Raw genomic sequence first — 25,791 nt, 5'->3', positions numbered from 1 at the left:
ATGCTCCCCTACGACTCCCTTTCCCTTTCCAACGCGCCTTTTTTTGCGGCTTTTCAGTCGCGTTTTGCTTCTATTTTGGAAAAGGGTTGGTTTATTTTGGGGGAGCAGTTGCACAATTTTGAGAAAAATTTTGCCGCCTACTGTGGTGTAACGCATTGTGTAGGAGTCGGCAGTGGCTTAGATGCACTTATTTTGGCGTTGAAAGCCTTAGATTTGCCTGCGGGTAGCGAGGTCATTGTGCCAGCGCATACCTACGTCGCTACGATTTTGGCAGTGCTACACAATCAGCTCACGCCTATTTTGGTAGAACCCGATGCCCAAACCTACAACATTTCCCCCCAAAAGATAGAAGCCGCCCTAACAAAACGCACAAAGGCGATTTTAGTAGTGCATCTTTACGGCAAACTCTGTGAAATGGATAAAATTTCAGAAATTGCGACAAAAAATGGTCTTTTTCTGATAGAAGATGCTGCCCAAGCGCATGGCGCAAGCCGCTGCGGACAAAAAGCAGGGAGTTTTGGCAACTTAGCCGCTTTTAGTTTCTATCCTACTAAAAACTTAGGTGCGCTCGGCGACGGCGGCGGCATTACTACTTCCGACCCGATTTTAGCCGAAAAAATACAGATTTTACGCAATTATGGTTCTAAAATAAAGTATCATAACGAAATAATTGGCTATAATTCGCGCTTAGATGAATTGCAGGCGGCTTTTCTTTCCCTCAAACTTGAAAAATTAGATGCCATCAATGCCCATAAAAGAGCCTTAGCAAACCTTTATCTAACCCAATTAAAAAGCGATTTTATCTTGCCTTCGGTTGAAAAAGATTATCAAGATGTATATCATATTTTTAATATTCGTCACCCCAAACGCGATTCCCTGCGCCAGTATTTACTGAAAAATCAAATACAAACCGAAATTCACTACCCCATTCCACCCCATCAACAAGAGGCATTGCGACATCTTGCGGCTTTCCAACCCTATCAAAAAAAAGGCGCACTGCCCATTACCGAACTTATCCACCAAACGACGCTAAGTCTGCCCATCTCTTACGCCCATACGCCCACAGATATAGCGCGTGTTATTGATGTTTTAAACGCGTTTTAACTTTTTTTACACAATTTTCCCATCTCAGAAGCCGACTTTTCCAAGTAAGGCTTTTTTTGTCTTTTTTTATTAAGGATAATTTCTTATTTTTGGGTGTTACACTTGTTTTCACTAAAAAGGCTACCCATAAAAAATGATGAAAAAATACCTCTATTTTATATTATCTTTGCTTTTCTCTATCTTTTTTTATATCTATTTTGGTATTTCAGAGGCAAAATCGCAAAGTTCTGGCTACAAACACTACACTGCCTACGACGGATTGATAGGCTTGCAGGTCATGAATTTATACGAAGACACAAAGGGAAATATTTGGGTCTTTACCAAACAATCCACAGCCATTTTTGATGGGAAAAAGTTTAAAACTTTCACCCCTGCCAATAGCGCACTCAAAGAACAGCAACAATTTGGTTTTTTAGAAGATACAAAAAATGGAATTATTTATACTTCTTCTAAAAATTATTTATCTGTTTTTAAAGATACCGAACTTATCGGACATTTCAAAGCCAAAGAAGGCATGGGGCTTTCGCATAAGATTTATTTTTCAGAAGATAGTACGCGCATTTATTTTGCAGCAGATATAGATTCTGATAACACACAAATCTTTTTCGATTTAGCTTCAGAGTCTTTTTCTTATCAAAATATCCCAATAACAGACAAAAGCATCTCAATATCCAGTGCTTGGAAACCTTATTCTTTAAATATCCCTGTAAAAAATATAAAAATATTAAAAAATACTAAATATCATACTCTAAATGATTTATATTACGAAAAAATAACTACTTTGTTTTTTGACAGTCTTTATCGTGTGAACCCTTCACTTAATCGTCCTTATATAGATTTTCAACCAAAGGCGTATCTTATTCTTTCAGACAAAGAGCATATTATTTTCTTTATTGAAGACAATAAAATTTTATGTCAAAATTTAAAAACTAACATAGAAAATATGTTTATTTTTAAACATAAAAAAACTACAATAAATGATATAATAATTGATAAAAATAAAAATATTTGGCTTGCCACTGAAATAGGCTTATTCAAACTTTTTGCTCAAAATATTTTGTCTTTCGATAAAGAAGCGAATATGCCACAAATGCCTTGGGTGATACAAGAAGTCAAGCCCGACGAATATTTAATTGGTTCTTTTCAAAACAAAGATAAAGTAGGAATATTGGATATGACAATAAAGAAAATAAAAACAATATCTTATCCTATTTTAAACAATCGTAATTTTTACTTTTCTTCTGTTAAAACAAAAGAAAACGAACTTGTTTTTGTATCACAATATGGTGCATTACTTTATTCAAACAATAAATTTTCTGTTTTAGATACGCTGCAAGAAAAAATGCAAAAAAAGATTTTTAAACGGTATTACCTCATTTCTCATTACGATTCTTTGACGGGTAACATAGCAGTTGGGGGCGGTAGTTTTCTTGTTTTCGACAAAAATAAGCGCGTTACGCACGCACTCAACAAAAAAGATTTGGAAGGAACGCTTAATTTTCCAACGCTTAACATTCTTTCTATCGAAAAAATAGATTCAGATAGGTATCTAATTGGTTCGAATAGAGGACATTTTTGGTATTCCCTTTCTAAAGAAAAGATAGAAAGATATTACTTTTTTACCGAAAAAAAATCTAACTTATCAAACGATTATTTAGACAAAAAAAATTATCCTACAACTCAAATAATAACCCTTACCAAAGATGCCTGGGGCAACATTTGGGGAGGCACGCAAAATAAGGGACAAGCCTCTACGCTTTTTCTCTATCAGCCTCAAAATGATAGCTTTAGCTTTCCACTTGCGCACCTAAAATGGGATTTTATAGAAACGGTAAAGACTATTCAGAAAGGCAAAATTTTAGTTTTTTCACAACTAAATCAAATAGTTTTAGTAGATTTAGAAAGGTTTTATGGAAAAAGCAAGGAAAATTATATTTATGTGCTTAATAAAAATAACGGTTTTGTAGGAATAGAGCCTGCCCAAAATTCTTTGATGGAGGATACAAAAGGGCGCGTTTGGTTTCTAACAGGTGACGAAAAAGCGGTTTGTTTTTCCTTTTCGCCTGATTGTTTTGACTTGCCTGCGCTTCATATCTCGAATATTTCTTATTCTTTCTTTGATTTAGAGCGTTTAAGGTGGGAAAAAATAGGAAAAATTCCCCAAGATGGGATTTTTACGCTACCCAAGGAGCAGCGCACAATCGCACTCTATCCCCAAGTCGTTACCCAAGAATTGCCACAAGATGTCCTTTTTCGTTATCGTTTGCGTGTAGAATCAGACATTTGGTCGGATTGGGCAGAGGCACAAGATTCTATCTCTTTTTCAAATTTAAAGGCAGGAAGATATGAATGTGAGATAGTTTGCCATTACAAATTTGATAGTAGGCATATTAATAATTTAGAAAAAATGACTATTAAATTCCAAATAAAACCTACTTTTTTTGAAAGAAAAATAGTAATGTTTTCTATTTATTCGCTTATTATAATACTTATTTTATCAATCTATTTTCATATTTTAAATCACAATCAAATAAAATTAAAAAACAACTTATTAAACATAGAAATAGAAATAAACAAAAGACAAAAAGAAGAAATTGAAAAGCAAAAAGAAAAAATTGAAAAAATAAATAAAATAATTGCAACAGAAAATAAAGATAAGGGACATACCATTTGGCATACTTACCAAGAAGCTTGGGCTATTTCTAACCAAATCAGTGAAACGCTACAAAAAAATCCCGCCTTTTATGAATATGAAAAAGAGGCAGCTTTTCAAGAAAAAATAATCGCGCTGGTTGCTCTTTTGCAGTTTAGTATAGCCCAAAATACTTTGCAGGAAACTTTGCAAGATGTTATCAAAAGAACTGCAAACTATTTGAGCAAGACTATTATATTTTCAGAAAAAAACTACAATATAGATATTTTAGTAGATGATAATGGTTTATTAAAAAACGAAAAAAATAGTAAAAATATTCGTAGTATTATTAAATATAATAAAATAATAGAAAAAGTTTTCGTAAATTTAATAAAAAATAGCTTTACACATGCAAAAGATGAAAATAATTTTAATAAGTTAGATATATTTGTAATAATAAAAATAAGAATAATAAAAAATAATACAGATAATTTTTTAGAATTTTCATTTACCTACAAAGACAATGGAAAGGGGCTTTCCGAAGCGGAAATAGAAACGGCAAACCGTACCAAAAAACTACGCAGAGGCGGAAAAGGCTTAAAATTACTTTTAGAGCTAATAGGAGAAAGAAAAGAAGCCTTCTTATTCAAACCGCAAGAAGGTGGTTTTGGTTATTTTGTGCGTTATGAAAGGTTTTTGGATTAAAAAAACACAAATATTCCCACTTCAAAGATATACATTTCCCATTTGACCACAATTATAGCCTCAACTGCATTGTTTTTTGAGTTTTGGTTTTTACTTTTGCTAAAAAATATAAAAACATGGGTTTGAAAATTGTTGTAATAGAAGATAACGATACCGAAAAAGATTTGCTTCTAAAGGCACTTTGCGGTATGGAAAAATACGCTGTGAAAGAGCGTGATATTTTAGCCTTTTCGGGGCTTGAACCTATTGCCCGAATTACGGCTGCTATTCAGGAGTTTAAGCCGAGCCTTATCCTTTGTGATGTGTTCATAGGGGCAGATGCAAGGCGCGGCGTGGATATTATGGAACTTTTGCATAAAAATAGCAAACCTATTCAGTATCCTTTTATCTATTTATCGGCTATGTCGCACAAAGGGCTGCAAGAACTTTGGCAGGGTGAGGTACAACCCTTTGACACCATCTATAAGGGGGATTTTTTTGGGTATGATTTCGACCCAAAACTCATATCCAATAAAATCGAGCTTATCTTGGAGAGATATTTTTCAAGCAATAAAATCATATCTATTTTATCATATCCAGCTCAAATTAAGATAGATATAAAAACAGAAGATATTTTATTTTTTAGGCATAATACCTTAGGAACAGAAATTATGCTTAAAAAATCGTATCATTATTATTTTGAGGTGCAAAAGCCTCATGTGCAATATACGCTTATTGCAGATGTTAAGTTTAACTTTTTTTATAAAAAAACAAACTTATATTTGATTTAGGTTTTGAACCTATAGATAAAAATAGTCTTTATGTCAATGTTTCAAATGTTCAGCAAATAGAGATGATAGGGGGGCGCGATAAAGGCAAACTTATTTTTGCCCTGCCGCCCGAAAGCATCAACAATCACCCAATGCCTACAATAGAGGTAAAGCGCACAGGGCTTTACCGAATTAAGTCCAAGAGAAAACGGCTGACCTAAAATTTTTCTCCTAAAAATCCCTTGATAAAAATTTGTCTGAAAAGAAAAATTGAAAGACAAGGCATCAAAAAAACGAAAATCCTTCCCATTTGAACCGCCTTTTTTCCAACTACGGCTTTTTTAAGGGTTATTCCTTTGATACTCTTTTGTGTTGTTCGTTAAGATATACTAAATTTGAGTTATCGCTTCGGAGATATAGCCAAAATCTATTTGAAGCATCTAAACAAATTTCAAACCATTAAAACAAACAATATGGGAGCAAGCAATTTTTATTATGCAGACGACGCTGCCGAAAACCTTTCGCGTCGGGAAATAGAAGTGGGACGCTTACGTTGTAAAGGGCTTACACACCAGCAAACTTGTGAACGCCTCGCGATTGCGCCCAAGACGCTGCAAGCACACATCAGTTCCATTTATAGGAAAACAGGTGCGCACAACGTGGCAACTTTATACCGCTTTTTTTTAGAAAATGGGTTGCTATAATTACTAATTTATCTTAAAAAAGAAGCTCTACCTAAAATCTATTTGGTAGGGCTTTCTTTTTTTTGTAACTTTCCGTAAAAAGCACCTCAAATCTGATGAAGACGAAAATGACGCATAAGTGGCTGCTGCCACTCTTTTTCCTTGCTTGGGTAGGACTTACCGCCTGCGAGGACAATACAGACAAAGAACTTGCGACGCTCAATTTAAAGGTAGATTTGCGCTACGAAAGCAGCCCTTTTTTATTGGTTAGTCAAGTGTATCAAAATGAATGGCAACAGGACTTTTCGGTAGAAGCCTTCCGCTTTTATCTTAGCAATTTTAAGTTTAAAAATTTAGATGGTAATTGGATAAATCTGCCTGATAGTTACATTTTAGTTACAGCAAGTAGAAATGAAGCTATCTTTAATGCTATTTTAGGTCAGATTCCTGCCGATAGCTACACCGAAGTTGCGTTTCAAATTGGGGTAGATGAGGCGCGAAATAAAAGCACTGCACGAATTGGCGATTTAGACCCTAATAATATCATGGCTTGGAATTGGGAAGATGGTTATATTTTTCTAAGATTAGATGGCACTTATTTTAGAAAAAATGCACAAGACCAAACCGAATCGCGCGGATTAGTGCTGCATATCGGACGTGAGGAAAATTTGAAAACCTTTCGTCATAGCTTTTCTAAGCCGCTTGTTGTAACTGAAAAAGGAAATGCGACATTAGCATTAGAAGCCGACATAGCCGAAATTTTTAAAAATCCAGAAAATATAGACTTCGAAACACAAAACGAAATTATGGGTGGCAGCCAAGCCCGTCTTATTGCAGCCAACTACGAAGATTTTTTGAAGGTGAAAGAAAATTGAAATCGCAAACTGAAATAGAAAACTGAAATAATAAATTAAAATAACAAAAAAAGCTAACAGTTCTTTGAAAACTGTTAGCTTTGAAAATCGAATCTTGTTTATCTTGTTTAGTCGTTAAATTCCACAAACTCATTGACTTTTTGATGCCAAGGCAAGCCATATTTGTTCAAATCGTCCATGAAAGGGTCGGGATTGAACTCCTCTACGTTATAGACTCCTGCCTTGAACCACTTTCCTTCCAACATCATCTTAGCCCCAATCATAGCAGGTACGCCTGTGGTGTATGAAATTGCCTGTGCGCCTACTTCTTTAAAGGTTTCGGCATGGTCGCAATTATTATAGACGTAATAATACTTGTGTTTGCCGTCTTTTACGCCTCTGATGTGGCAGCCGATAGAAGTTTGCCCTTGGTAGTTTTCACCCAAAGAAGAAGGTTCGGGCAAAACAGCTTTCAAAAATTGTAGCGGCACAATCTTAACGCCCTGATATTCTACCTCATCTATGCGCGTCATGCCTACATTTTCCAATACGCGCAGGTGGGTGATGTACTCATCTGAAAAAGTCATCCAAAAACGCGCACGCTTCAAAGTAGGGAAATTTTTAGCCAACGACTCCAACTCCTCGTGGTAGAGCAGAAACGATTTTTTCGGTCCTACTTCGGGATAGTTAATCATACGATTGATTTCCAAAGGTTCGGTTTCTTGCCACTTGCCTTCGAGCCAATATTTGCCGCGTTGCGTAATTTCGCGGATATTGATTTCGGGATTGAAGTTGGTAGCGAAAGCCTTTCCATGACTACCTGCATTGCAGTCGACGATGTCGAGGTACTCTATTTGGTCGAAATGGTGTTTGGCAGCATAAGCAGTGAAAACGCCTGTAACGCCAGGGTCGAAGCCGCAGCCCAAAAGTGCCATAATGCCTGCCTCTTTAAAACGCTCCTGATATGCCCATTGCCAGCTATATTCAAATTTTGCCACATCTTTGGGTTCGTAATTTGCCGTATCCAAATAGTGCGTCTTGGTAGCCAAACAAGCGTCCATGATAGGCAAATCCTGATAAGGCAGGGCTACATTGATAACCAATTTAGGCTCAAATTTTTTGATAAGGGCAATTAGCTCCTCTACGTTGTCGGCATCTACTTGCGCAGTTTCGATGCTTCTGCCCGTTAGGGCTTGTGTTTCTTTTGCGATAGCCTCCACTTTTGAGAGGGTACGACTGGCAAGCATAATTTGCGAAAAAACTTCGGGCAGCAGGGCGCACTTTTTCACAACTACGCTCCCTACGCCTCCTGCACCGATAATTAAGACTTTGCTCATATTCTCTTTTGTGTTTTGATGGGTGAAAGTATGAATTGATGCTTTTAAGGTTCAAAGTTAGAAAAAAAATGCAAACCCCTACGCACCTTTTAAGACCCTTTTAAGAACGGCGTGTGAATAAACCAAGAAGCAAGGCTCAAAATAGAGCCGCTCGAAATCTTGCCGCTGTGCAGATAAAGCATTTGCATTTGCAAAATCGGAAAAAATGTTGTTGCTTTGTAGAAAGCACAAGCAAGTCATTTCCTTATCACAAACTATACTTCTATGGCTACTCCTACACACTCTTCCGTTTCTACGGAACAAAAAGTAGATTTGGAGTTTAATAAAAATGAAGATTTCAATAAACAGCTTTCCTTCCAACTGAAAGCACGCCTCGATAAAATCGCACTCGGCGGAGGAAAGAAAAAAATTGAACAACACAAATCAAAAGGCAAACTTACGGCAAGAGAGCGAATTGCTTATCTTATCGATGCAGACAGCCGTTTCCTCGAAATTGGTGCCTTAGCAGGCGAAGATATGTATCAGGAATGGGGGGGCTGCCCTTCGGCAGGCGTGGTTACGGGGATTGGCTATGTGTCGGGCAGGCAGTGTGTTATCGTTGCCAATGATGCCACTGTGAAAGCAGGGGCTTGGTTTCCGATTACGGGCAAAAAGAACCTTCGCGCACAAGAAATTGCGATGGAAAACAAGCTCCCTATCATCTACTTAGTAGATAGCGCAGGCATTTTCCTACCCCTACAAGATGAGATTTTTGCCGACAAAGAGCATTTTGGGCGCATCTTTCGCAATAACGCCTTGATGTCGTCAGAAGGGATTATTCAGGTGGCGGCAATTATGGGCAGTTGTGTGGCAGGTGGCGCGTATTTGCCCATTATGTCAGATGAGGCTTTGATTGTAGAAGGTACGGGGTCGGTCTTTTTGGCGGGACCTTATTTGGTAAAATCCGCCATTGGTGAAGATGTCAGTGCCGAAGAATTAGGCGGGGCAAAGATGCACTGTGAAATTTCAGGTGTTACAGACAACAAATACCCCAACGACGAAGCCTGTTTAGATGCTATCAAAAAGATTTTTGATAAAATTGGCGAACCCGAAAAGGCAGGCTTTAATCGCATCGAAGCCAAGCCGCCGCAAAAAGACCCCAAAGAAATTTATGGCATCTTGCCTGCCGATAGAGCCAAGCCTTATGATATGATGGAAATTATCGAGCGTTTGGTAGATGAATCCTCTTTCGAACCCTACAAAAACGAATACGGCAAGACCATTATCTGCGGACACGCACGCATAGAAGGCTGGGCGGTCGGCATTGTCGCCAATCAGCGCACAATTTTGAAAAGTGGTAAAAAAGAAATGCAGATGGGCGGCGTAGTGTATTCCGATTCGGCAGATAAGGCAGCGCGTTTTATCATGACCTGCAATCAGAAAAAAATTCCGCTTCTTTTCCTACATGACGTTACAGGTTTTATGGTAGGAAGCCGCTCCGAACAAGGGGGGATTATCAAAGACGGAGCAAAACTTGTGAGTGCGATGGCGGCTTCGGTTGTCCCCAAATTCACGATTGTCGTTGGAAATTCCTATGGCGCAGGCAATTACGCTATGTGTGGAAAGGCTTATGACCCACGCCTTATTTTTGCCTATCCTACTGCCAAAATTGCCGTTATGAGTGGAGCAGCGGCGGCAAAAACGCTACTACAAATTCGCGTTGCTACCGAGCAGGCAAAAGGCAAAACCGTTTCGCCCGAAGAGGAGCAGCAACTTTTAGAAGAAATTACGCAGCGATACGAAAAACAAACGTCGCCTTATTATGCGGCGGCACGTCTTTGGATTGACGGCATTATAGACCCTGCCGAAACCCGAAAGGCTATCTCTATGGGCATTGAAGCGGCAAATCACGCGCCTATCACGCGCCGTTACAATGTTGGTGCTATCCAGACCTAAATTTTACCTAAACTTTCCACTATTTAGAAAAAAGTAGAAAAGGCAGTAAAAAATAGCAAAAAAATTAGGGACAAGCTTGGCTTGTCCCTAATTCAAACAGTGTTGTTACAACGATAAAAGCCTTAAATGCACCCCACCCCAAACCCCGCCCCCAAAGGGAGGGGCTTTTATGCGGTATCATTTTTTTATGCTTCGCATAAAAAAATGATTTGGTTTTCGAACCCTTCCCTATGGGGGGAGGGCAGGGTGGGGGTTCAGCAGGCTTGCGCGAAGCACAAAACCTCGTTTTTGACTTTCTGACCGCTGTAATAACCTCCTTCCATACCTTCTTGCAGGCTACACATTGAAGCGGAAGTGCATAATGTCGCCATCTTGTACGACATATTCCTTGCCCTCTACGCCCATTTTACCTGCTTCTTTGATGGCTACTTCGGTTTTGTATTTGAGGTAATCATCAAATTTAATGACTTCGGCACGAATAAAACCGCGTTCAAAGTCGGAATGAATCACGCCTGCCGCCTGCGGAGCTTTCCAGCCGCGCTTAATTGTCCAGGCGCGTACTTCTTTCACGCCTGCCGTAAAATAGGTAATTAAATTAAGCAAACCATAAGAAGCGCGAATGAGCTTGTTCAGACCTGATTCTTCCAAATTGTATTCCTCTAAAAACATGGTGCGCTCGTCAGGGTCTTCAATGACAGCAATTTGCGACTCTAAGGCAGCACAGACCATAACGACTTCGGCTTGCTCCTCTGCTACGGCAGCTTTCAGGGTCTCGACGTGTTTGTTTCCTGTGTGAATAGACTTTTCATCTACATTGGCTACATAAATAACAGGCTTTATGGTCAGCAAAAAGGCTTCGCGCACAATTTCATACTCTTCGGGCGAAACTTCCAAAGCACGCGCATTTTTGCCCTGCTCTAAGTGTGTTTTGTATTTTTCAAAGACGGCAACTTCTTTTTGAGCGGTCTTATCGCCTGCCTTAGCCGCCTTTAAAAGGCGTTGTAGGCGTTTTTCTATGGTTTCGAGGTCTTTGAGTTGTAGCTCAAAATCGATGGTTTCTTTATCAGAGATGGGGCTTACTTTGCCATCTACGTGAATGATATTGTCGTCGTCGAAACAGCGCACCACATGCACAATGGCATCTACTTCGCGAATGTTCCCCAAAAATTGATTGCCCAGACCTTCACCCTTGCTTGCACCCCTGACAAGCCCTGCAATATCGACAAACTCGATGATAGTAGGCACTGTACGTTCAGGATTGACTAATTTTTCTAATTCGGTAAGGCGCGTATCGGGAACTGTAACCACGCCTACATTTGGCTCGATGGTACAAAATGGATAGTTGGCAGATTCGGCTTTCGCACTTGAAAGGGCATTAAAAAGGGTAGATTTTCCTACATTGGGCAAACCTACAATCCCACAGCGTAATCCCATGTGTTTGGTAAAGGGTTATTGAAAAGATATGAATAAGACATTTGGAGGGCAAAAGTACAAAAAAAGCCCCAACTCGCGCCGTTGCGGAAAAAAGCTATATGAAATTTGGCTAATATTTTGTAGCTTGCTGCCTTAAATTTTACCCCAACAGCCTTTCGGTGCTTGTGTGTAGAAAGGCGAGGTCTTTCCGACTTGTTTCCAAAATATTGCTACCCTTTTTCTGAATACGCACTATGTCCATTTCTATGCCTAAGACTGCTCTACTTACCTATTTAATACCTTCTTTTGGGTCATTTTTTTTGGGTTCTCTTTTTCGGATTTTTATGCTTCGGTTTTTTATTTTCGCGATAAGCATTTTTTTGCTGCCCTTTCAGATTCAACCTTCAAAAGCGCAAAACCTTCCTACTACTTTTGTCGGCGAAAAGCCCTTTCTTTTAGAAAAAAGGGACACCATTTATAGCTTAGGGGCAGATTTGGGCTACTACCTCGATAGCACGTGGAAGGCAGATTTGGCGCAAATTCGCCTTTTAGACCAAAAAGGAAATTTTTTGGCACATCAAAATACGACGCTAAACTTCGGAAATGCCGAGTATCCCGTCTGGTGCGTCTTGAATTTGGAAAACAAAACTGCACAGCAAGATTGGATTCTTGAAATTGCAAGTCCAAATTTAGATGTTTTTGTCTGCACCCCCGACTCTACGGGAACGTATCAATGCTCCGAAGTTATCGGGCGTTTCCAACCCTATAAAAAACGAAGCTATCGCAACAATCATCTCTTTTTTGATATAAAATTACCGCAAAATCAGGCGCAAAGAATCTACCTAAGAGGCAGAAGTGAATATATGCAGTTCGAGGTAAATGTAGGAACGCTATCCGCTTTTTTTGAGCGAAACCACCAGTCAGACTTTCTGTACGGCATTTTTTACGGCTTTATCGTGCTAATTGCTTTATACAACTTATTTTTATATTTAACCGTCCGCGACCACAACTATTTTCTCTATGTCTTGTATCTTATCTTTACAGGCATCTCTTCGGGGCAGCTAAAAGGTTTTGTTTTTGAATATGTGTGCGACGATTTGAATGTTTTTTTGGGTGAAAATGGTCCCATTACAATTTCTGTGGCAGGGATTTTTTCGATGATTTTCGCCCTTAGTTTTCTCAATATTCGCCAAATCATACCCTCACTGCGTTGGGGCTATTACTTCTTTATGGCGGTCTATGTCGTTGCGATTTTGGTTTTATGGATACCCGAAAAAGGAGCGGCTTATGCCTCTATTTTTAATCAATTATCCGTATTTTTTGGCGCGTTTTATCTGATTTATACCGCCATTCGGGTCTATTTGCGCAAGTACGCACCTGCCAAGTATTTTTTTACCGCTTGGGGTATTTATATGATTTTTATTGTGATTTTTGTCTTGGCAGGAATAGGCGTTTTGCCCTACAATAATTTCACACGTCACGCCCTTGAAATGGGGACAGTAGTAGAAATTTTGCTTCTCTCTTTTGCTTTGGCAGATAAAATCAATTTTTACAAAAAAGAAAAAGAAAAAGCACAGGCAGAAGCCCTGCGCATTTCCGAAGAAAATAGGCGCATTACAGAAGACCAAAACAAAATTTTGGAGCATAGGGTACAGGAACGCACCGAAGAGCTAAATCTTATCAATGAAGAACTGTCCCTTAATTTGGAGCAAATCAATGAGCAACATCGCCTTATCGAACAAAAAAACCAAGATATTACCGATAGCATCACCTATGCCAAGCGCATACAAGAGGCGATGCTACCCGAAAAAGCAACCTTTGAGCGGCTTTTGCCCAACTCGATGGTCTTTTTCCGACCGCGCGACATCGTCAGTGGCGATTTTTACTTTTTGGTAGAAACGCAAGATGCAAAGGCAGGAAAAGCGATTGTAGTGGCAGCCGTCGACTGCACAGGGCATGGCGTACCGGGGGCTTTTATGTCCTTGATAGCCAATGACTTGCTGCATGAAATTGTGGTTTCGAAACAAATTACCGAACCCGACCAAATCCTAAATCTTTTGGATAGCGGCATTTCCAAACTCCTGCGACAGGAAGAAACCAAAGTACAAGATGGCATGGACATTGCCCTTTGTACGCTTTATCAAGAGGAAAGCCGTCTTGCTTTTGCAGGTGCAAAAAATTCGCTTTTCTATGTAGAGCAGGGGCAGCCCAAAATCGTAAAAGCCGACAGCAAAGGCATAGGCTCTACTATCGCCAAAGAAAAAAATTTCCGCTACCAAAAACATAACATACCGATTTTGCCCAACCAGACGTTTTATCTCTACACAGACGGCTATCAAGACCAATTTGGCGGCAGAGAGGGGCGTAAGTTTATGAGCAAGAACTTCAAGCAGTTGCTCCTTCAAATTCACGACCTGCCTTTTGAAACCCAACGACAACAACTTGAAAATACGCTCAATCAGTGGGTATTAGAAGGTATCGGCAAAGGGGCAGGCAAACAGATTGACGACATTTTGGTGATTGCTTTTCGCATATAGGTTTGTATTCAAATTCGTATTAAAATTTTCAAATTGTATGAAAAACGCCTGTTTTTTTATTTTTCCTTTTCTTTTTTTTATGATAGGCTTGACTTTCCAAAGTCGAGGGCAGGTTTATGAAAAAAACAACGAACTGCTTTATACTTTTCAGCGCGAAAACCAAAAATCGCCTTATATCTCCGAACTGCTCCGACAGCTCAATGTAGAAAGCCTAACGCTGCATTTGGAAGAAAAATGGAACTATGAACCCGTAGTTTGGGCAGATACGACGCAAAAAGACACGCTTTCGCAGCAGTCTTCCCAAGAATCAAACCAAGACCCAAGTGAATATTTAAAACCCGCTTTACAACTTTCGCTCAAAAAAGTAGATGCCGAGTATCGTGGCTTCAACCTCAAACCCTTGCTTTTTCCCCAAGCCATCGACCTTTTGTTGTTACAAGTCGAAGACAAGATGGTCATGCGCGAATTTAAAGCCTTGCAATGGGAGCAGGAAAGTTCTAAAAGAGTGGTCTTAGAGCCGCTTTTTACACAAAGCAGCGAAAAATCAAATGCTATTTTACAAAATCTACAAATTGTCATTCGCAATTTTAGCTTCGACGACAATCAGGCGCAAAAAGCCTTAGCCTATTTACAACAAATAGACAAGTATTACACCCAAGCCGACAAATTGCGCGAAGCCGACCAAATTCTTTTTAGCCTGCAAAGCAAGGAATTAGCAGCGCAGGAGCGCGAAAATCGCCTCAATCAGGTCAGCAATACGCTACAAGAGGCGCAGGCTTTCAAACAAATTCTTCCTTTGCATGAAAACGACCCCATCTTGCTTCGCAAAAATTGGACACGCCTCTACCAAGCCTATCGCAAAGAAAAAGAAGCTCTCTATCCGCCCGACCTTACACAGTGTCAAGCCCTTTACGAACAGGGATTGGCAAAGTTAGAAGCAGGGCAAGACAATTCCGCTTCTTATCTTTTTACAAAACTACTGACCCTTAAATACGATTTCCTGCCTGCCCACTACCAACTGGCACGACAAGCCTACCAAGCAGGCGATTTTGAAGTAGCCAAAGAGCATCTCGATTTTATCCGTTTGCATTTGGCACAGGATACGAATTTGGAAGCCCCCATGCGTGCGCTTTATCGCGACATGTACGCCTACTTTGTTCGTAGGGCAAATTATTTTCACAAAAATTTAGACTTCGATAAGTCTTTCGCTTTTTATGATGAGGCAGCAGATATTTGCCAAACCGTCAATGTCAAGCAAGATTGTCAGGGCGAACTTAAAAGCAAGATAGAAGAAGCGACGCTCAACGGCATGGAGTTTTGGATTGCCGAGCTAAAAACAGCACTCTACTTAGAAGATTTCCAAAATGCCTGCAAATATTGGCGAAAGGGAAATGCTTTCAAAGAAAATTATTTATACCTACTGCCACAAGGCAATCAGACTTATCAGAATTATGAGCAGATTTTAAATGCAGAAAAAGAACTATTGCAGGAGCAGATGCGTCAGGCGATAGATGCAGCCTTTCAGGAAAGGCAAAATCTTGAAAGTAAAAACAACAACAGCGGAAAAAATAGCAAGACTTTTCAGCTTGTTTCTGCCTATATTTCCCTTACGCAGGATAGCCTTTGGGTAGCACAAGGCTTTTTAGACCAAGCCGAAGAACTTTGGTTGCATCAGGCTGCCGTCTTTTTTTGCATAGAAAATCCTGCCCTTACGCTTTTAGCCTTAGAAGGGTTAGCCGATATGAAGTACCAAGATTTCAAAACTTTGGCGGCAGATTTGGCGCGAAAAGATTTTGACAAGGATAAGAATTGGGAAACAGAAATTAGCAAGTATGGCATTTTTGCCACTTCACTCAAAGGTTTTCAGAAAGCCTACCAACAGGCTTGGCGAAAGGAAGAGATGTAGTGCTGGTATTGGAAATAAAATTTGGCTTGCGCTCGATTTTGGGTCTGGATATGCAACTTTATTCCAACTTAACTTCGGACAAGACAGTGTATTGTCCCTACAAAAAATCTGACAAAAAAGAAAAAGACAAAAAAGATACAAAAAACACAAAATCATAAAAAATCATAGCGGCTTTTAACCTATTTTTATGAAAACCAATCCGCCCCTAACCCTTTATGGCACAACCATAGAAGCAGGCGAACATGCCCTTATCAATATCAATGTGGCACGCCTGCCCTCGCGCACGCAGATAGATACGCCTGTTTATGTTTTTCGTGCCGTAGAAAAAGGCAGCACACTCTTGCTTTTGGCAGGCATGCATGGCAACGAAACCAATGGCATCGAAATTGTCCGCCAGCTAATTGCCAAACAGTTGCTTTTTCCCAAGCGCGGCACTGTAATAGCAATTCCCTTGCTCAATGTTTATGGGTTTCTCAATTTTTCGCGCGACGTTCCCGACGGCAAAGACATCAATCGCTCTTTTCCCGGTAGTGCGGAAGGCTCATTGGCGAGCCGTTTGGCGCATGTGGTAAGTAAAGAAATTTTGCCTCACATAGATTTGGGTGTAGATTTTCATACAGGCGGCGGACAAATCAATAACTATTCCCAAATTCGCTGCATGTTGGGCGTGGGTAGGAACGAAGAATATGCGCGTGCCTTTGCGCCGCCTTTTATTATTGATGCCAAAGTACGTGAAAAATCATTTCGCGAGCATGCCCAAAGTTTGGGTAAGCCAATTTTGGTGTATGAAGGGGGCGAATCTATGCGCCTCAATCGCGCTCCCGTAAAAGAGGGCATGCGTGGCACACTTCGCCTGATGCGCCACTTGGGTATGATAGACGAAGAGGGTATCAAAAAAATGAAAAAAGCCGAAACCGCGCCGCCCTCCATTGTACTTGCCAAAACAAGGTGGCTACGCGCTAAGATTTCAGGCGTATTTCGTGCCTTTGTAGATAGTGGTATTTTTGTAGAAAAGGGACGCTTTATCGGTAGCATCACCGACCCTTTTGGCGAGATGCACTACGACATTCCTGCACCCGAAAGCGGCTATATCGTGGCTATCAATCACCAACCCGTTGTTACGCAAGGCGACGCGCTTTTTCATATCGGAAACCCTGCCTTGTAATTTGACACAACCCCTTGTCTTACAAAGGCTTATCTAAAAATTTAAAACCTGCCATTGATGGAAAACGCTTCTTCAAGAGAACACTTTTATACCCTATACAACAAGCTCATTCACCTTGTTTTGCCTTTTCTAAGCCCTTTGGAGGCAGAAAAAGCAAAGCCATTAGCCAAAAAAATTGTATTTGAGATTTTATACCAAAAAGCAAACCTTTTTGAGGAAATGTCTGAAACAGAGTGGAAAAACAAAGTAGAGGCGATTCCCGATTTGGAGTGGTTTCGCCTTATTTTTTCCTGCCTGCCCGAAAAAAAGGAAAACGCAGCCTTTTATCTCAAAACTTTGTTGCAGTTGAAAAATTACGACTTAGAACAACTTAGTGCCGTTTGTGATGCGCCAAGGGAATGGGTTTTGGAAGTGCTGATGCAACTTTTCGAGCTACCAAAAACCGAAATGTAGTGCGTCTAATTTGACACGAAATAAAATCTGGTTTTTTATTTCAATCAAATTTCGGACAAGGCTGTGCCTTTCCCCTTCCCCTGCAATTTTTAAATTTATTTAAAAGCATTTAATTTTTCTTGAATTTTTTTCATAAGCTCGCGATACTCTGCCTCTTTTCCTACCTTATCGGGAATGACTTTGCAGGCGTGTATGACGGTGCTGTGGTCGCGTTTTCCAAAATAAAGTCCAATCGTTTTGAGCGGCAATTCGGTGTGCTTGTTGGCAAAATACATGGCAAACTGACGTGCCATAGCAATATTTTTTTTCCGCGTCTGTGCCTTCAATTCTTCTACCGTAATGCCAAAAATTTCGGCAACGATACGCTGAATATCGTCTAAGGTAAGCGGCTTTTTTTCTTCCTTCACCACGCCACTCATAGACTCGCGCACCAAATCTATCGTAATTTCCTGTTGTAAAAAGGAAGCCTTTGCAAAAAGCGAAATCAAAACGCCTTCTATTTCGCGCACATTTGTCGTGATGTGTTGAGCCAAAAAATTGACAACTTCATCTTGCAAAAACATGCCTTCTTCTTGCATCTTTGCCTTGATGATGGCTTTTCTGGTTTCATAGCTGGGCAGGCGCAGGTCTGTGGTAAGTCCCCATTTGAAGCGCGAAAGAAGCCTATCTTGCAAGCCACGCAAATCCTTTGGAGCGCAGTCGCTGGTCATGATGATTTGTTTTTGGCTCTGGTGCAGATGATTGAAGACATTGAAAAAGTTTTCTTGCATGCCGTTTTTATTACAAAAAAACTGAATATCATCTAAAATTAAGACATCTAACGCCATATAGAAGTTCATAAATTGCTGAACCTTATGCTCGCGCACTGCCGTTACGAAATCGTTTCCAAACTGGTCGGCAGAAATGTAAAGCACGTTGGCGTGCGGATTGCGCTCTTTGATGGCATTTCCGATAGCTTGTGCCAAGTGTGTTTTGCCTAAGCCTACGCCGCCCCAAACGACAAAAGGATTGAACGCCGTTTTTCCCGGATTTTCTACAATATTCAAACCCGTCGTAACTGCCAAACGGTTGCACTCGCCTTCTACAAAGTTGTGAAAAGTATAGCGTCCGTTCAAATTGCTATCTACCGTCTTTTTGCCCTTGTTGGGAATCGGTGTGGAGGGCGAAAAGAGTTCTTTTTTGCTCAAATTGCCCAAGTCGGAATTTGCCTTGCCGCCTGTGAGTGGTGTTTGAGGGGTAGAATTAGAAGTGCTTTTGTTTTTTTCGGAATTTTTGTCTGTATTTTTTTCGTCAGAAGTAGGATTGTTTTGCAAGTTTGCTCCTGCTTTGGGGTTCTGATTTTGAGTAGTGGCAGAATTTTGAGGTTGCTGTGGTGCAAGGACATATTGCAAACGTCCGCGCTCTCCTAAGGCGGCAACGATACCGCGCTCCAATAAAGGCACGTAATGTTCTTCTAACCAATCATAAAAATAACGTGTCGGAACTTGAATTGTCAAGACTTGCCAACCGTCCGCCGTTTTGGTAAGGCGCACAGGTCTGATGGGCAGGAACCAAGTCTTAAAACTCTGTTCAGGCACTTGACTGCGTATCACTTGCAGGCATATATCCCAGACTTGTTGATGGGGTTGTGTGGTCATTGGGTTAGATAAAGAATGTTGTTTGTGCCAATTTTATCCTAAAAATAATTACAGAAGGAAAACTATTTACAAACAAAGGACAAAATTAGATGCGTTGGGCAGGTGGTTGAAAGGATAGGTCTTTAAAAACAGGTCGTTGAAAGGAGTCCCAAAAGCAGGCAGGAATCTCGAATATAGCTTGTCTGATGGCTTATTTGGCAGGGCTTAAAAAGCAAGAAAGCAAAGTAGATAGCTTCGGGGTTACAAAGTTGCAACTTTTTAAAGAGAAAAAAAAGTGTATTTTCAAACCGAGCAGCCCCACTTTTTCGACTTTTTGCATTTTTTTTTAACCTTACAACATTCTCATTTTCAGACACTTAACGCCTTTTGTAGGAACGCTGTTTTAGATAAGTTTTAATGAAATGTTACATTGCCACTGAAAAAATTTGCATATTTGCCTACCGCTTTGGGAAGGGCTTATTCTTGGTAAAATTTTATTTTTTCTCTATTTTGCAACAAAAAAAAAGAAGCTATTTCCCAATACTATTTTCAAACCCTAAACTACAAGTTATGCCTACCCTCTATTTTGCCACACACAATTCTAACAAAGTCAGAGAATTGCAGCAAATTTTTGCCAGCCATCACCTTGCCCATTTCCAACTCAAATCGCTTGCCGACCTAAACGATTTGCAAGAAATAGAGGAAACAGGGACTACCTTTCAAGCCAACGCCCTGCTCAAAGCGGAGCATCTCTACCAAAGGCATCAAGTAGAAGGCTTTGCTGATGATAGCGGGTTAGAAGTAGAGGCATTGGGCGGCGCACCGGGCATTTATTCGGCGCGTTATTCGGGCAAATACCTGCCCAATGGCAAGGCAGACGACAAGGCAAATATCGCAAAATTGTTGGAGGCTTTGGCAGGTTTGCCGCCAGAAAAGCGGAAGGCGCGTTTTGTTACGGTTATCGCGCTGATATGGCAGGGAAAGGCTTATTTTTTTGAGGGTACAGTAGAGGGGCATTTGATAGAAGAGCCGAAGGGTGAAAATGGTTTTGGTTATGACCCTATTTTTATACCCTTTGGGGAAACCAAAACTTTCGCCCAGATGGACAAAGACAAAAAAAATAGCCTTAGTCATAGGGCAAAGGCGGTGCAGAAGTTATTGGCTTTTTTACAAACTGTTTCGTAAGCGGCGTTGTCGTAACGATAAAAGTCTTCAATGCACCCTATATGGCGGGGCTTTGATATGGTATCATTTTTTTTGCATTTATGCAAAAAAAATGATTTTATTTTCGAACCCTCCCCTATGGGGGGAGGGCAGGGTGGGGGTTCAGGAAACTTGTGCGAAGCACAAATGTAACAACGCCTCGCAAACTGCACCACCGCAATAAAAAATAAGATGGAATCGGATAAGATTAAGTCAGATAAAATGAAACAAAAATCAAAGACAAGCAGCCTACATGCAGCCTATTGAAGGGCGTGAAAAGACTTTTCGCCCCCTTTTTCAGCATCTAAGCCAAACTTATCGCGATTGAGGCTAATTTTATCATAAAGGCAGGGGAGAATTTCCTCGCCTTTGTGGTTTAGCACGCCCATTTTGCCATTTTTCTTGCACAAAACAAGGGTTGCATAGTATTTATTGGGTTCTGATTCGGGCGTAAGAAATTGCAAAGATTCATATTCAAATTTAATCACTTCTTTGTTTTCTGCCGAAAGTGCGCCGTATTTTTTGCCTTTTCTCAAAATGGCGATGTCTTCTCTAAAACTTTCACCATAATCGTATGCGAGCGCAATTTTTGCCTTTCCGCTTAATTCTACAAAGCCGTATTTGTTTTTCTGCCGCACCAAAGCTAAGGGGTGATAAGAAAAAGGCTCTACTGCCTCGGCTTCAAGGGGCAAAAGTTCGCGCTTAGTGGCGTTGTAATATTGCCAAATTGCGCCTTTTCTGACTTTAAAAAGAACGAAGTTTTCACTCTTTTTTCCTGCCTTGACGCTCAACTCTTGCAAAAAAACAATTTCGTCGTATTCGGTTTTGAGCAAGGGCATACGCGCCGAAAGGTCATAGAGTCCGAATTTCTGCCCCTTGCGTGCAATGAGCATTTCGGGGCGAATGAGATAGGTTTGTTTTTCTACTTCCGCCTGCTCTGCTGCTTCTTTTTTCTTGCTCTTTTCTACCACTTTTCCAACGGCTATAAAATCGTCGTAGGCGGGGCGAATGACAATTTTTTTGCTGGGGTCTATAACGGCAGGGTTTAAATCTACAATGCCCCAAAAGCCATTTTGTTTTACTTTCGCCACTTGGCAGAGCGGATTTGAGGATTGACAAAGCAAGCCAATAGGCACGATGTTTTCATATTCCAATGCCGTTAGGGGCTTGCCCTCGCCGCTGGTCAGGGCGTAGAGTTTGCCATTGCGGACACGCATCATGCCCTCGAAACGCTGTGTGCAGGTGGAATCTTCTGCCGTTAGGGTCTTGGCAAATTCTTTGATTTCTTCGTATTGAAAGGGAATGAGTACCTGATTGGTATCGCCTAAGAGTCCTAATTTTCCCTTTACTTCTGCAATTTTAAGTCCGACTTGGTACTTCTGAACGAAGATGGAATCGAGGACAAGGGTATCTTGTTTAATTTTCTTTTGGTCAGACTTCTCTTGGTTCGATTTCTCTTGGGCATCTTTTTTTGGGTCAGATTCTTTTTCGTCAGCCTGTTCTTCTTGTTCAAATTCTTGTGCAAACGTAGGCAAACTACAACCTATCGAAAAAACAAACATAGAAAAAGTAAATAAGACAACTTTAAAAAAAGTAGGAAAGAGCCAAAAATGCCAACGCGCAACTGAAAATTTTATAGCCATGATAAACAAGAATTGAAGTGAAAAATAAGTCAAATGAATTGCCCCAAACATACAAAAAAAGAGCGCACCTTAAACAAAAAAAGCCTTGCTTTTTATGGGTAAAAGGTACGCATGAATTTTTTATAGCATTTTACCAATGCAAAGCTCCCTTTTCTGCCAAATTGCTGATGTCGCCTGCTCCAATGGTGGCAACGACAAGGGGCAAGGTTTGGGTAGGCTTGGTTTCTTTTTCTCTGTTCTTTTGTCTAATTTTTTCTTGTATGTAGTCAAAAGCCTCTGCCTTTGAAAGTAGTTTTTTGTTTTTACTTTGCATCAAATCATAGATACTTTTACTACTAATGCCTGCTAAGGGAAGTTCGCGTGCAGGATAGAGCGGAATTAAGATAGTTTCGTCTGCTAATTCCAAACTTTTGGCAAAACCCTCTAAAAAGTCGCGTGTGCGCGTGTAGAGATGCGGCTGAAAAATAGCCACAATTTCCTGTGTAGGATACAAAGCACGCAGGGAGCGCAAAAAAGCCGTTATTTCGGTAGGATGATGCGCATAGTCATCTACTAAAATAAAATCTTCTCTTTTGGTTAAAAATTCAAACCTTCTTTTTACACCTTTGTATGTACCAACGGCAGCCCTTATTTTTTCTACCTCTTGAAGGTGGGGCATTTTCTTTTCGGGGTCTAAATCCTGCCTAACTGTCAGAAAAGCCGCCAATGCAGCCGTCATGTTTTCTACGTTATGAAAACCTGCCATGTGCAGATAAAGGCGCGGAATGGTAAAATGATTTTTTTTATCTACAAAATCAAAAACAAAAGTATCTTTTTCAACCATTATATTTTGCGCTTCGTAAGTCAAAGCATCAGATGTAATATTTTTGCCTTTTCCGTATCGTACTAATAAAGGTTTTTTTGTGTTTTTTTCTTCTTCTTTAAACTTTTCAAAGAAAGTGCTTTCTATCTCTGCATTTGCCCAAACGGTATTTTGTACCTGCCCTACAAAGGCTGCAAAGCCTTCTACTACCTGTTCGCTTTTGCCATAAATATCCAAATGGTCGGCATCAGTAGAAGTGAGGATTGCCCATTTAGGGTGCAGTTGTAGGAAGGAACGGTCAAATTCGTCGGCTTCGACAACGGCAATGGTTTGCGCGTCTAACTTTTCATTTAGAATCAAATTTGAGTTGAAATTGGCGGCAATCCCCCCTAAAAAGGCTGTTAGGTCGTATTCCATTGCTTTTAAAAGGTGTGCCAGCATCGAGGACGTTGTCGTTTTGCCATGCGTACCTGCTACGGCAATGGTCTTTAAAGGGTTTGTGATAAGCCCCAACACTTCGGCTCTCTTTTTAAGAACAAAACCATTGCGCAGAAAAAAATTAAGCTGTGTATGCGATTTTGGAATGGCAGGCGTATAGACAATGAGCGTCTTATCGGGGTTGGACAAAAAAAGCCTATCTATACAATCTACTTCATCTTGGTAATGCACTCCGATACCTTCCGCCGCCAATTCCTGTGTAAGGTTGGTAGGAGTTTTGTCATATCCTTGCACTATTTTTCCATTTTTATGAAACCAGCGGGCTAAGGCACTCATGCCAATGCCACCGATACCGATAAAAAAAACGTATTGAATGTCGTTTAAATTCATTTTAAATCGCTATTAGAAGTCTTGAAAAGGGTCTGGATTTTAAAAGAGATACTCAAAATTGGAGCGAAGTTATGCTTTAAAGCCAAACTATACAAATCAAAGAACCAACAAGAGATAAACAAGGGATAAACAAGAGGAACGCGAAGGGCAAATCAGGCGCAAATTAAGCGCGAAGGAACGTGAAGACTTGCCTTTTTTTGTCGTATCTTTGTCGCGCTATTTTACCCAAGCATCAAAATTTATGCACCCCAAAGTAGAAGAATTTAATGCCTACCGCAGCGAAATGAATACGCGGATTTTGGCTACCGACAACCTCATTCTCAAACGCATCTTCAATCTCGACACCAACGCCTTTGCCGAAGGTGCGCTTGATGTAAAGACCAAAGAACTTATCGGGCTGACCTGCTCGCTGGTCTTGCGTTGCGACGATTGTGTCAAATATCATATCGGAAAGTGCAAAGAAATTGGACTTTCCAAGACCGAAATTGTAGAGGGAATGGCGATTGCCAATCTTATCGGAGGCACGATTGTGATTCCGCACTTGCGCCGCGCCATCGAGTTTTTGGAACAATTAGAGGGCTAATTTATCTCAATCCAACTTCGGACAAGGCATTGAACAAGGTACTGAAAAAGGCAGTGCCTTGTCCCTACATTTGATTTTTTACAAAAAATAGACAAAATAAATCCATTTTGAAAAATTTTAAGATGACTGCCCAAACGCTTTTTGGGCTTGAACATATTTTAGCCGAAGAGCTAACCCTTTTAGGGGCAAAGGAGGTAGAGGTTCAAAATAGAGCCGTACAGTTTGTGGGCGATAAGGCGTTGCTTTATAGAGCCAATCTTTGCCTGCGTACAGCCCTGCGTGTGCTTATGCCCATTAAAAGTTTTGAAGTAGAAGATGAAGAAGATTTATACCAAAAAGTAAAAAAGCTCAACTGGGCGCAATATCTCACCCCTGACGATACTTTGGCGATAAATTGCTCGCTACAATCGACTCTTTTTAGCAATTCCCAATTTTTAGAGCGCAAGACAAAAGATGCTATCGTCGATAATTTACGCGATATTTATGGAAAACGTCCTTATGTAGATTTGAATAATCCTACTTTGCGTATTCATTTGTACGTAAAGCATAAAACTTGTGTGCTTTCCTTAGATAGTTCGGGCGAATCGTTGCACAAGCGCGGCTATCGCAATAAGACCAATCTTGCGCCTATCAATGAAGTGTTGGCGGCAGGTTTGGTGCTGCTTTCAGGTTGGGATAAAAAAAGTCCGCTTATAGACCCTATGTGTGGTTCGGGTACAATTTTGATAGAAGCCGCCTTGATAGCCAGAAATATACCCGTAGGAAGCTACCGCGAGGCTTTTGCCTTCGAAAAGTGGAAAGATTTTGATGCAGACCTTTGGGAAACGGTCTATGACGAAGCGATGGAAGGCATTGTAGAGGCTTCGCCCTTGCTTTTGGGCGGTGAGATTTCTAAAAATGTGGCGCGAAAAGCCGTAGCCAATGTGTTGGAAGCAAATCTTAGAAATGTCATTCAGATTGAAAATGTGCCGTTTGAAGAATTGCAAGTGCCTGAAAATGAACCTTATGGCACGCTTATTCTAAATCCTCCTTATGGGGAGCGCATGGATAAAGATGAGGATATTGATGCACTTTACAAATCTATTGGCGATACCTTCAAAAAAAATTGGGCAGGCTATCAAGCCTGGGTCATTACCTCGAATATGGAGGCTGCCAAAGCAATTCACCTAACGCCAAAGCCGAAAATTAAACTCTACAATGGCTCTTTGGAATGTCGTTTTATGCGATATGAACTTTATCAGGGTTCGCAAAAAGCTAAAAAAATGAGCTAAATAATATTTTTGTTTGAACCCCCACCCTGCCCTCCCCCCTATGGGGCAGTGATGTTAAGTTCTGTAAAAAAAGCTATCTTTGCATTTTCTACTGCGAAACAAAATTTGGTTTATGGACTTTTCTCTCTTTATCAGCCAAATGCAAGACCCTCGTCGTCGGGTCGGGCAACGCTATCCGTTTGATGCGATGATGTGGATGATATTTCTAAGCATTGCTTGTGGTTATGAAAGTAGCCGTAAAATGGCATCTTTTTGTAAAGCTCAAGAAGATTTGTTTGTTCGGCATTTCAAGCTAAAACATGGTGTCCCCAGCCATGTAACCTTTCATAGTTTGCTGTTTCATTTAAATAGTCATCTTTTTTGTGATGCTTT

20 protein-coding genes are annotated in these 25,791 nt (G+C 40.5%); 15 read left to right on the top strand and 5 right to left on the bottom strand.

Features of this window, described 5'->3' with window-relative positions:
• The 6 genes from G500_RS0107170 (at position 1) to G500_RS0107140 (ending at position 6,748) form a co-directional block, all read left to right on the top strand.
• A complete protein-coding gene (locus G500_RS0107170; RefSeq protein ID WP_027002080.1) occupies positions 1–1,104 on the top strand; it encodes a DegT/DnrJ/EryC1/StrS family aminotransferase in 1,104 nt (367 codons plus the stop codon).
• 133 nt (positions 1,105–1,237) lie between these two features.
• Positions 1,238–4,441, top strand: coding sequence for a ligand-binding sensor domain-containing protein (locus G500_RS0107165; RefSeq protein ID WP_154657059.1), 3,204 nt, complete (start codon positions 1,238–1,240; stop codon positions 4,439–4,441).
• Between the two features lie 116 nt (positions 4,442–4,557).
• Positions 4,558–5,211 carry a response regulator transcription factor gene (locus G500_RS0107160; RefSeq protein WP_027002078.1) on the top strand — a complete coding sequence of 218 codons (654 nt, stop codon included), beginning with the start codon at positions 4,558–4,560 and terminating at the stop codon, positions 5,209–5,211.
• A 62-nt stretch (positions 5,212–5,273) separates the two neighbouring features.
• Positions 5,274–5,411, top strand: coding sequence for a hypothetical protein (locus G500_RS25950; RefSeq protein ID WP_161626099.1), 138 nt, complete (start codon positions 5,274–5,276; stop codon positions 5,409–5,411).
• 252 nt (positions 5,412–5,663) lie between these two features.
• Positions 5,664–5,894 (top strand): response regulator transcription factor, encoded by a 231-nt coding sequence (locus G500_RS22690; RefSeq protein WP_161626098.1) that lies wholly within the window; start codon positions 5,664–5,666, stop codon positions 5,892–5,894.
• 95 nt (positions 5,895–5,989) lie between these two features.
• Positions 5,990–6,748, top strand: a complete 759-nt coding sequence (locus G500_RS0107140) for an MbnP family protein (protein WP_035756583.1) — start codon at positions 5,990–5,992, stop codon at positions 6,746–6,748.
• Positions 6,749–6,855: 107 nt separating this feature from the next.
• On the opposite strand, the gene G500_RS0107135 is transcribed toward G500_RS0107140, so the two are convergent.
• Positions 6,856–8,064 carry a saccharopine dehydrogenase family protein gene (locus tag G500_RS0107135; protein WP_027002076.1) on the bottom strand — a complete coding sequence of 403 codons (1,209 nt, stop codon included), beginning with the start codon at positions 8,062–8,064 and terminating at the stop codon, positions 6,856–6,858.
• A gap of 264 nt (positions 8,065–8,328) precedes the next feature.
• Here G500_RS0107135 and G500_RS0107125 point away from each other — a divergent pair, with 264 nt between their 5' ends.
• A complete protein-coding gene (locus G500_RS0107125; RefSeq protein ID WP_051203353.1) occupies positions 8,329–9,999 on the top strand; it encodes an acyl-CoA carboxylase subunit beta in 1,671 nt (556 codons plus the stop codon).
• Between the two features lie 336 nt (positions 10,000–10,335).
• Here the strand turns inward: G500_RS0107125 and ychF are convergent, their stop codons facing one another.
• Positions 10,336–11,433, bottom strand: a complete 1,098-nt coding sequence (gene ychF, locus G500_RS0107115) for a redox-regulated ATPase YchF (protein WP_027002074.1) — start codon at positions 11,431–11,433, stop codon at positions 10,336–10,338.
• Positions 11,434–11,756: 323 nt separating this feature from the next.
• Here ychF and G500_RS0107110 point away from each other — a divergent pair, with 323 nt between their 5' ends.
• The 4 genes from G500_RS0107110 to G500_RS0107090 all read left to right on the top strand — a co-directional run bounded on the left by G500_RS0107110 (position 11,757) and on the right by G500_RS0107090 (position 17,473).
• Positions 11,757–13,949, top strand: a complete 2,193-nt coding sequence (locus G500_RS0107110) for a 7TM diverse intracellular signaling domain-containing protein (RefSeq protein ID WP_161626097.1) — start codon at positions 11,757–11,759, stop codon at positions 13,947–13,949.
• 37 nt (positions 13,950–13,986) lie between these two features.
• Positions 13,987–15,855: a tetratricopeptide repeat protein gene (locus G500_RS0107105; RefSeq protein WP_027002072.1), complete on the top strand. Its 1,869-nt coding sequence runs from the start codon at positions 13,987–13,989 to the stop codon at positions 15,853–15,855.
• Between the two features lie 187 nt (positions 15,856–16,042).
• Positions 16,043–17,020, top strand: a complete 978-nt coding sequence (locus G500_RS0107095) for a succinylglutamate desuccinylase/aspartoacylase family protein (protein ID WP_027002070.1) — start codon at positions 16,043–16,045, stop codon at positions 17,018–17,020.
• A 57-nt stretch (positions 17,021–17,077) separates the two neighbouring features.
• Positions 17,078–17,473 carry a hypothetical protein gene (locus G500_RS0107090; protein WP_027002069.1) on the top strand — a complete coding sequence of 132 codons (396 nt, stop codon included), beginning with the start codon at positions 17,078–17,080 and terminating at the stop codon, positions 17,471–17,473.
• A 95-nt stretch (positions 17,474–17,568) separates the two neighbouring features.
• Here G500_RS0107090 and dnaA read toward each other — a convergent pair whose 3' ends face one another.
• Positions 17,569–19,110 carry a chromosomal replication initiator protein DnaA gene (gene dnaA / locus G500_RS0107085; protein WP_027002068.1) on the bottom strand — a complete coding sequence of 514 codons (1,542 nt, stop codon included), beginning with the start codon at positions 19,108–19,110 and terminating at the stop codon, positions 17,569–17,571.
• Positions 19,111–19,659: 549 nt separating this feature from the next.
• Here dnaA and rdgB point away from each other — a divergent pair.
• Positions 19,660–20,274: an RdgB/HAM1 family non-canonical purine NTP pyrophosphatase gene (gene rdgB / locus G500_RS0107075; protein WP_027002067.1), complete on the top strand. Its 615-nt coding sequence runs from the start codon at positions 19,660–19,662 to the stop codon at positions 20,272–20,274.
• Positions 20,275–20,552: 278 nt separating this feature from the next.
• Here the strand turns inward: rdgB and G500_RS0107070 are convergent, their stop codons facing one another.
• Both G500_RS0107070 and murC read right to left on the bottom strand, forming a co-directional pair.
• The gene (locus tag G500_RS0107070) at positions 20,553–21,935 is read right to left on the bottom strand and encodes a WG repeat-containing protein (RefSeq protein ID WP_161626096.1); all 1,383 of its coding nucleotides are present in this window, start codon (positions 21,933–21,935) and stop codon (positions 20,553–20,555) included.
• Positions 21,936–22,065: 130 nt separating this feature from the next.
• Positions 22,066–23,565 (bottom strand): UDP-N-acetylmuramate--L-alanine ligase, encoded by a 1,500-nt coding sequence (murC, locus tag G500_RS0107065; protein ID WP_027002065.1) that lies wholly within the window; start codon positions 23,563–23,565, stop codon positions 22,066–22,068.
• Between the two features lie 241 nt (positions 23,566–23,806).
• On the opposite strand from murC, the gene G500_RS0107060 reads away from it, so the two are divergent.
• The 3 genes from G500_RS0107060 to G500_RS22685 form a co-directional block, all read left to right on the top strand.
• Complete coding sequence (locus G500_RS0107060; protein WP_027002064.1) at positions 23,807–24,148, top strand: carboxymuconolactone decarboxylase family protein; 342 nt, start codon at positions 23,807–23,809, stop codon at positions 24,146–24,148.
• Between the two features lie 107 nt (positions 24,149–24,255).
• Positions 24,256–25,419, top strand: coding sequence for a THUMP domain-containing class I SAM-dependent RNA methyltransferase (locus G500_RS0107055; protein WP_027002063.1), 1,164 nt, complete (start codon positions 24,256–24,258; stop codon positions 25,417–25,419).
• A 112-nt stretch (positions 25,420–25,531) separates the two neighbouring features.
• Positions 25,532–25,791: transposase family protein (locus tag G500_RS22685; RefSeq protein WP_035756580.1), on the top strand; the 260-nt coding region annotated here is incomplete at its 3' end.

Source organism: Hugenholtzia roseola DSM 9546 (genome assembly GCF_000422585.1).
Classification (GTDB): domain Bacteria; phylum Bacteroidota; class Bacteroidia; order Cytophagales; family Bernardetiaceae; genus Hugenholtzia; species Hugenholtzia roseola.
The sequence above is the reverse complement of the archived record's forward strand: the minus strand, read 5'-3'. Positions and strand labels throughout refer to the sequence as shown.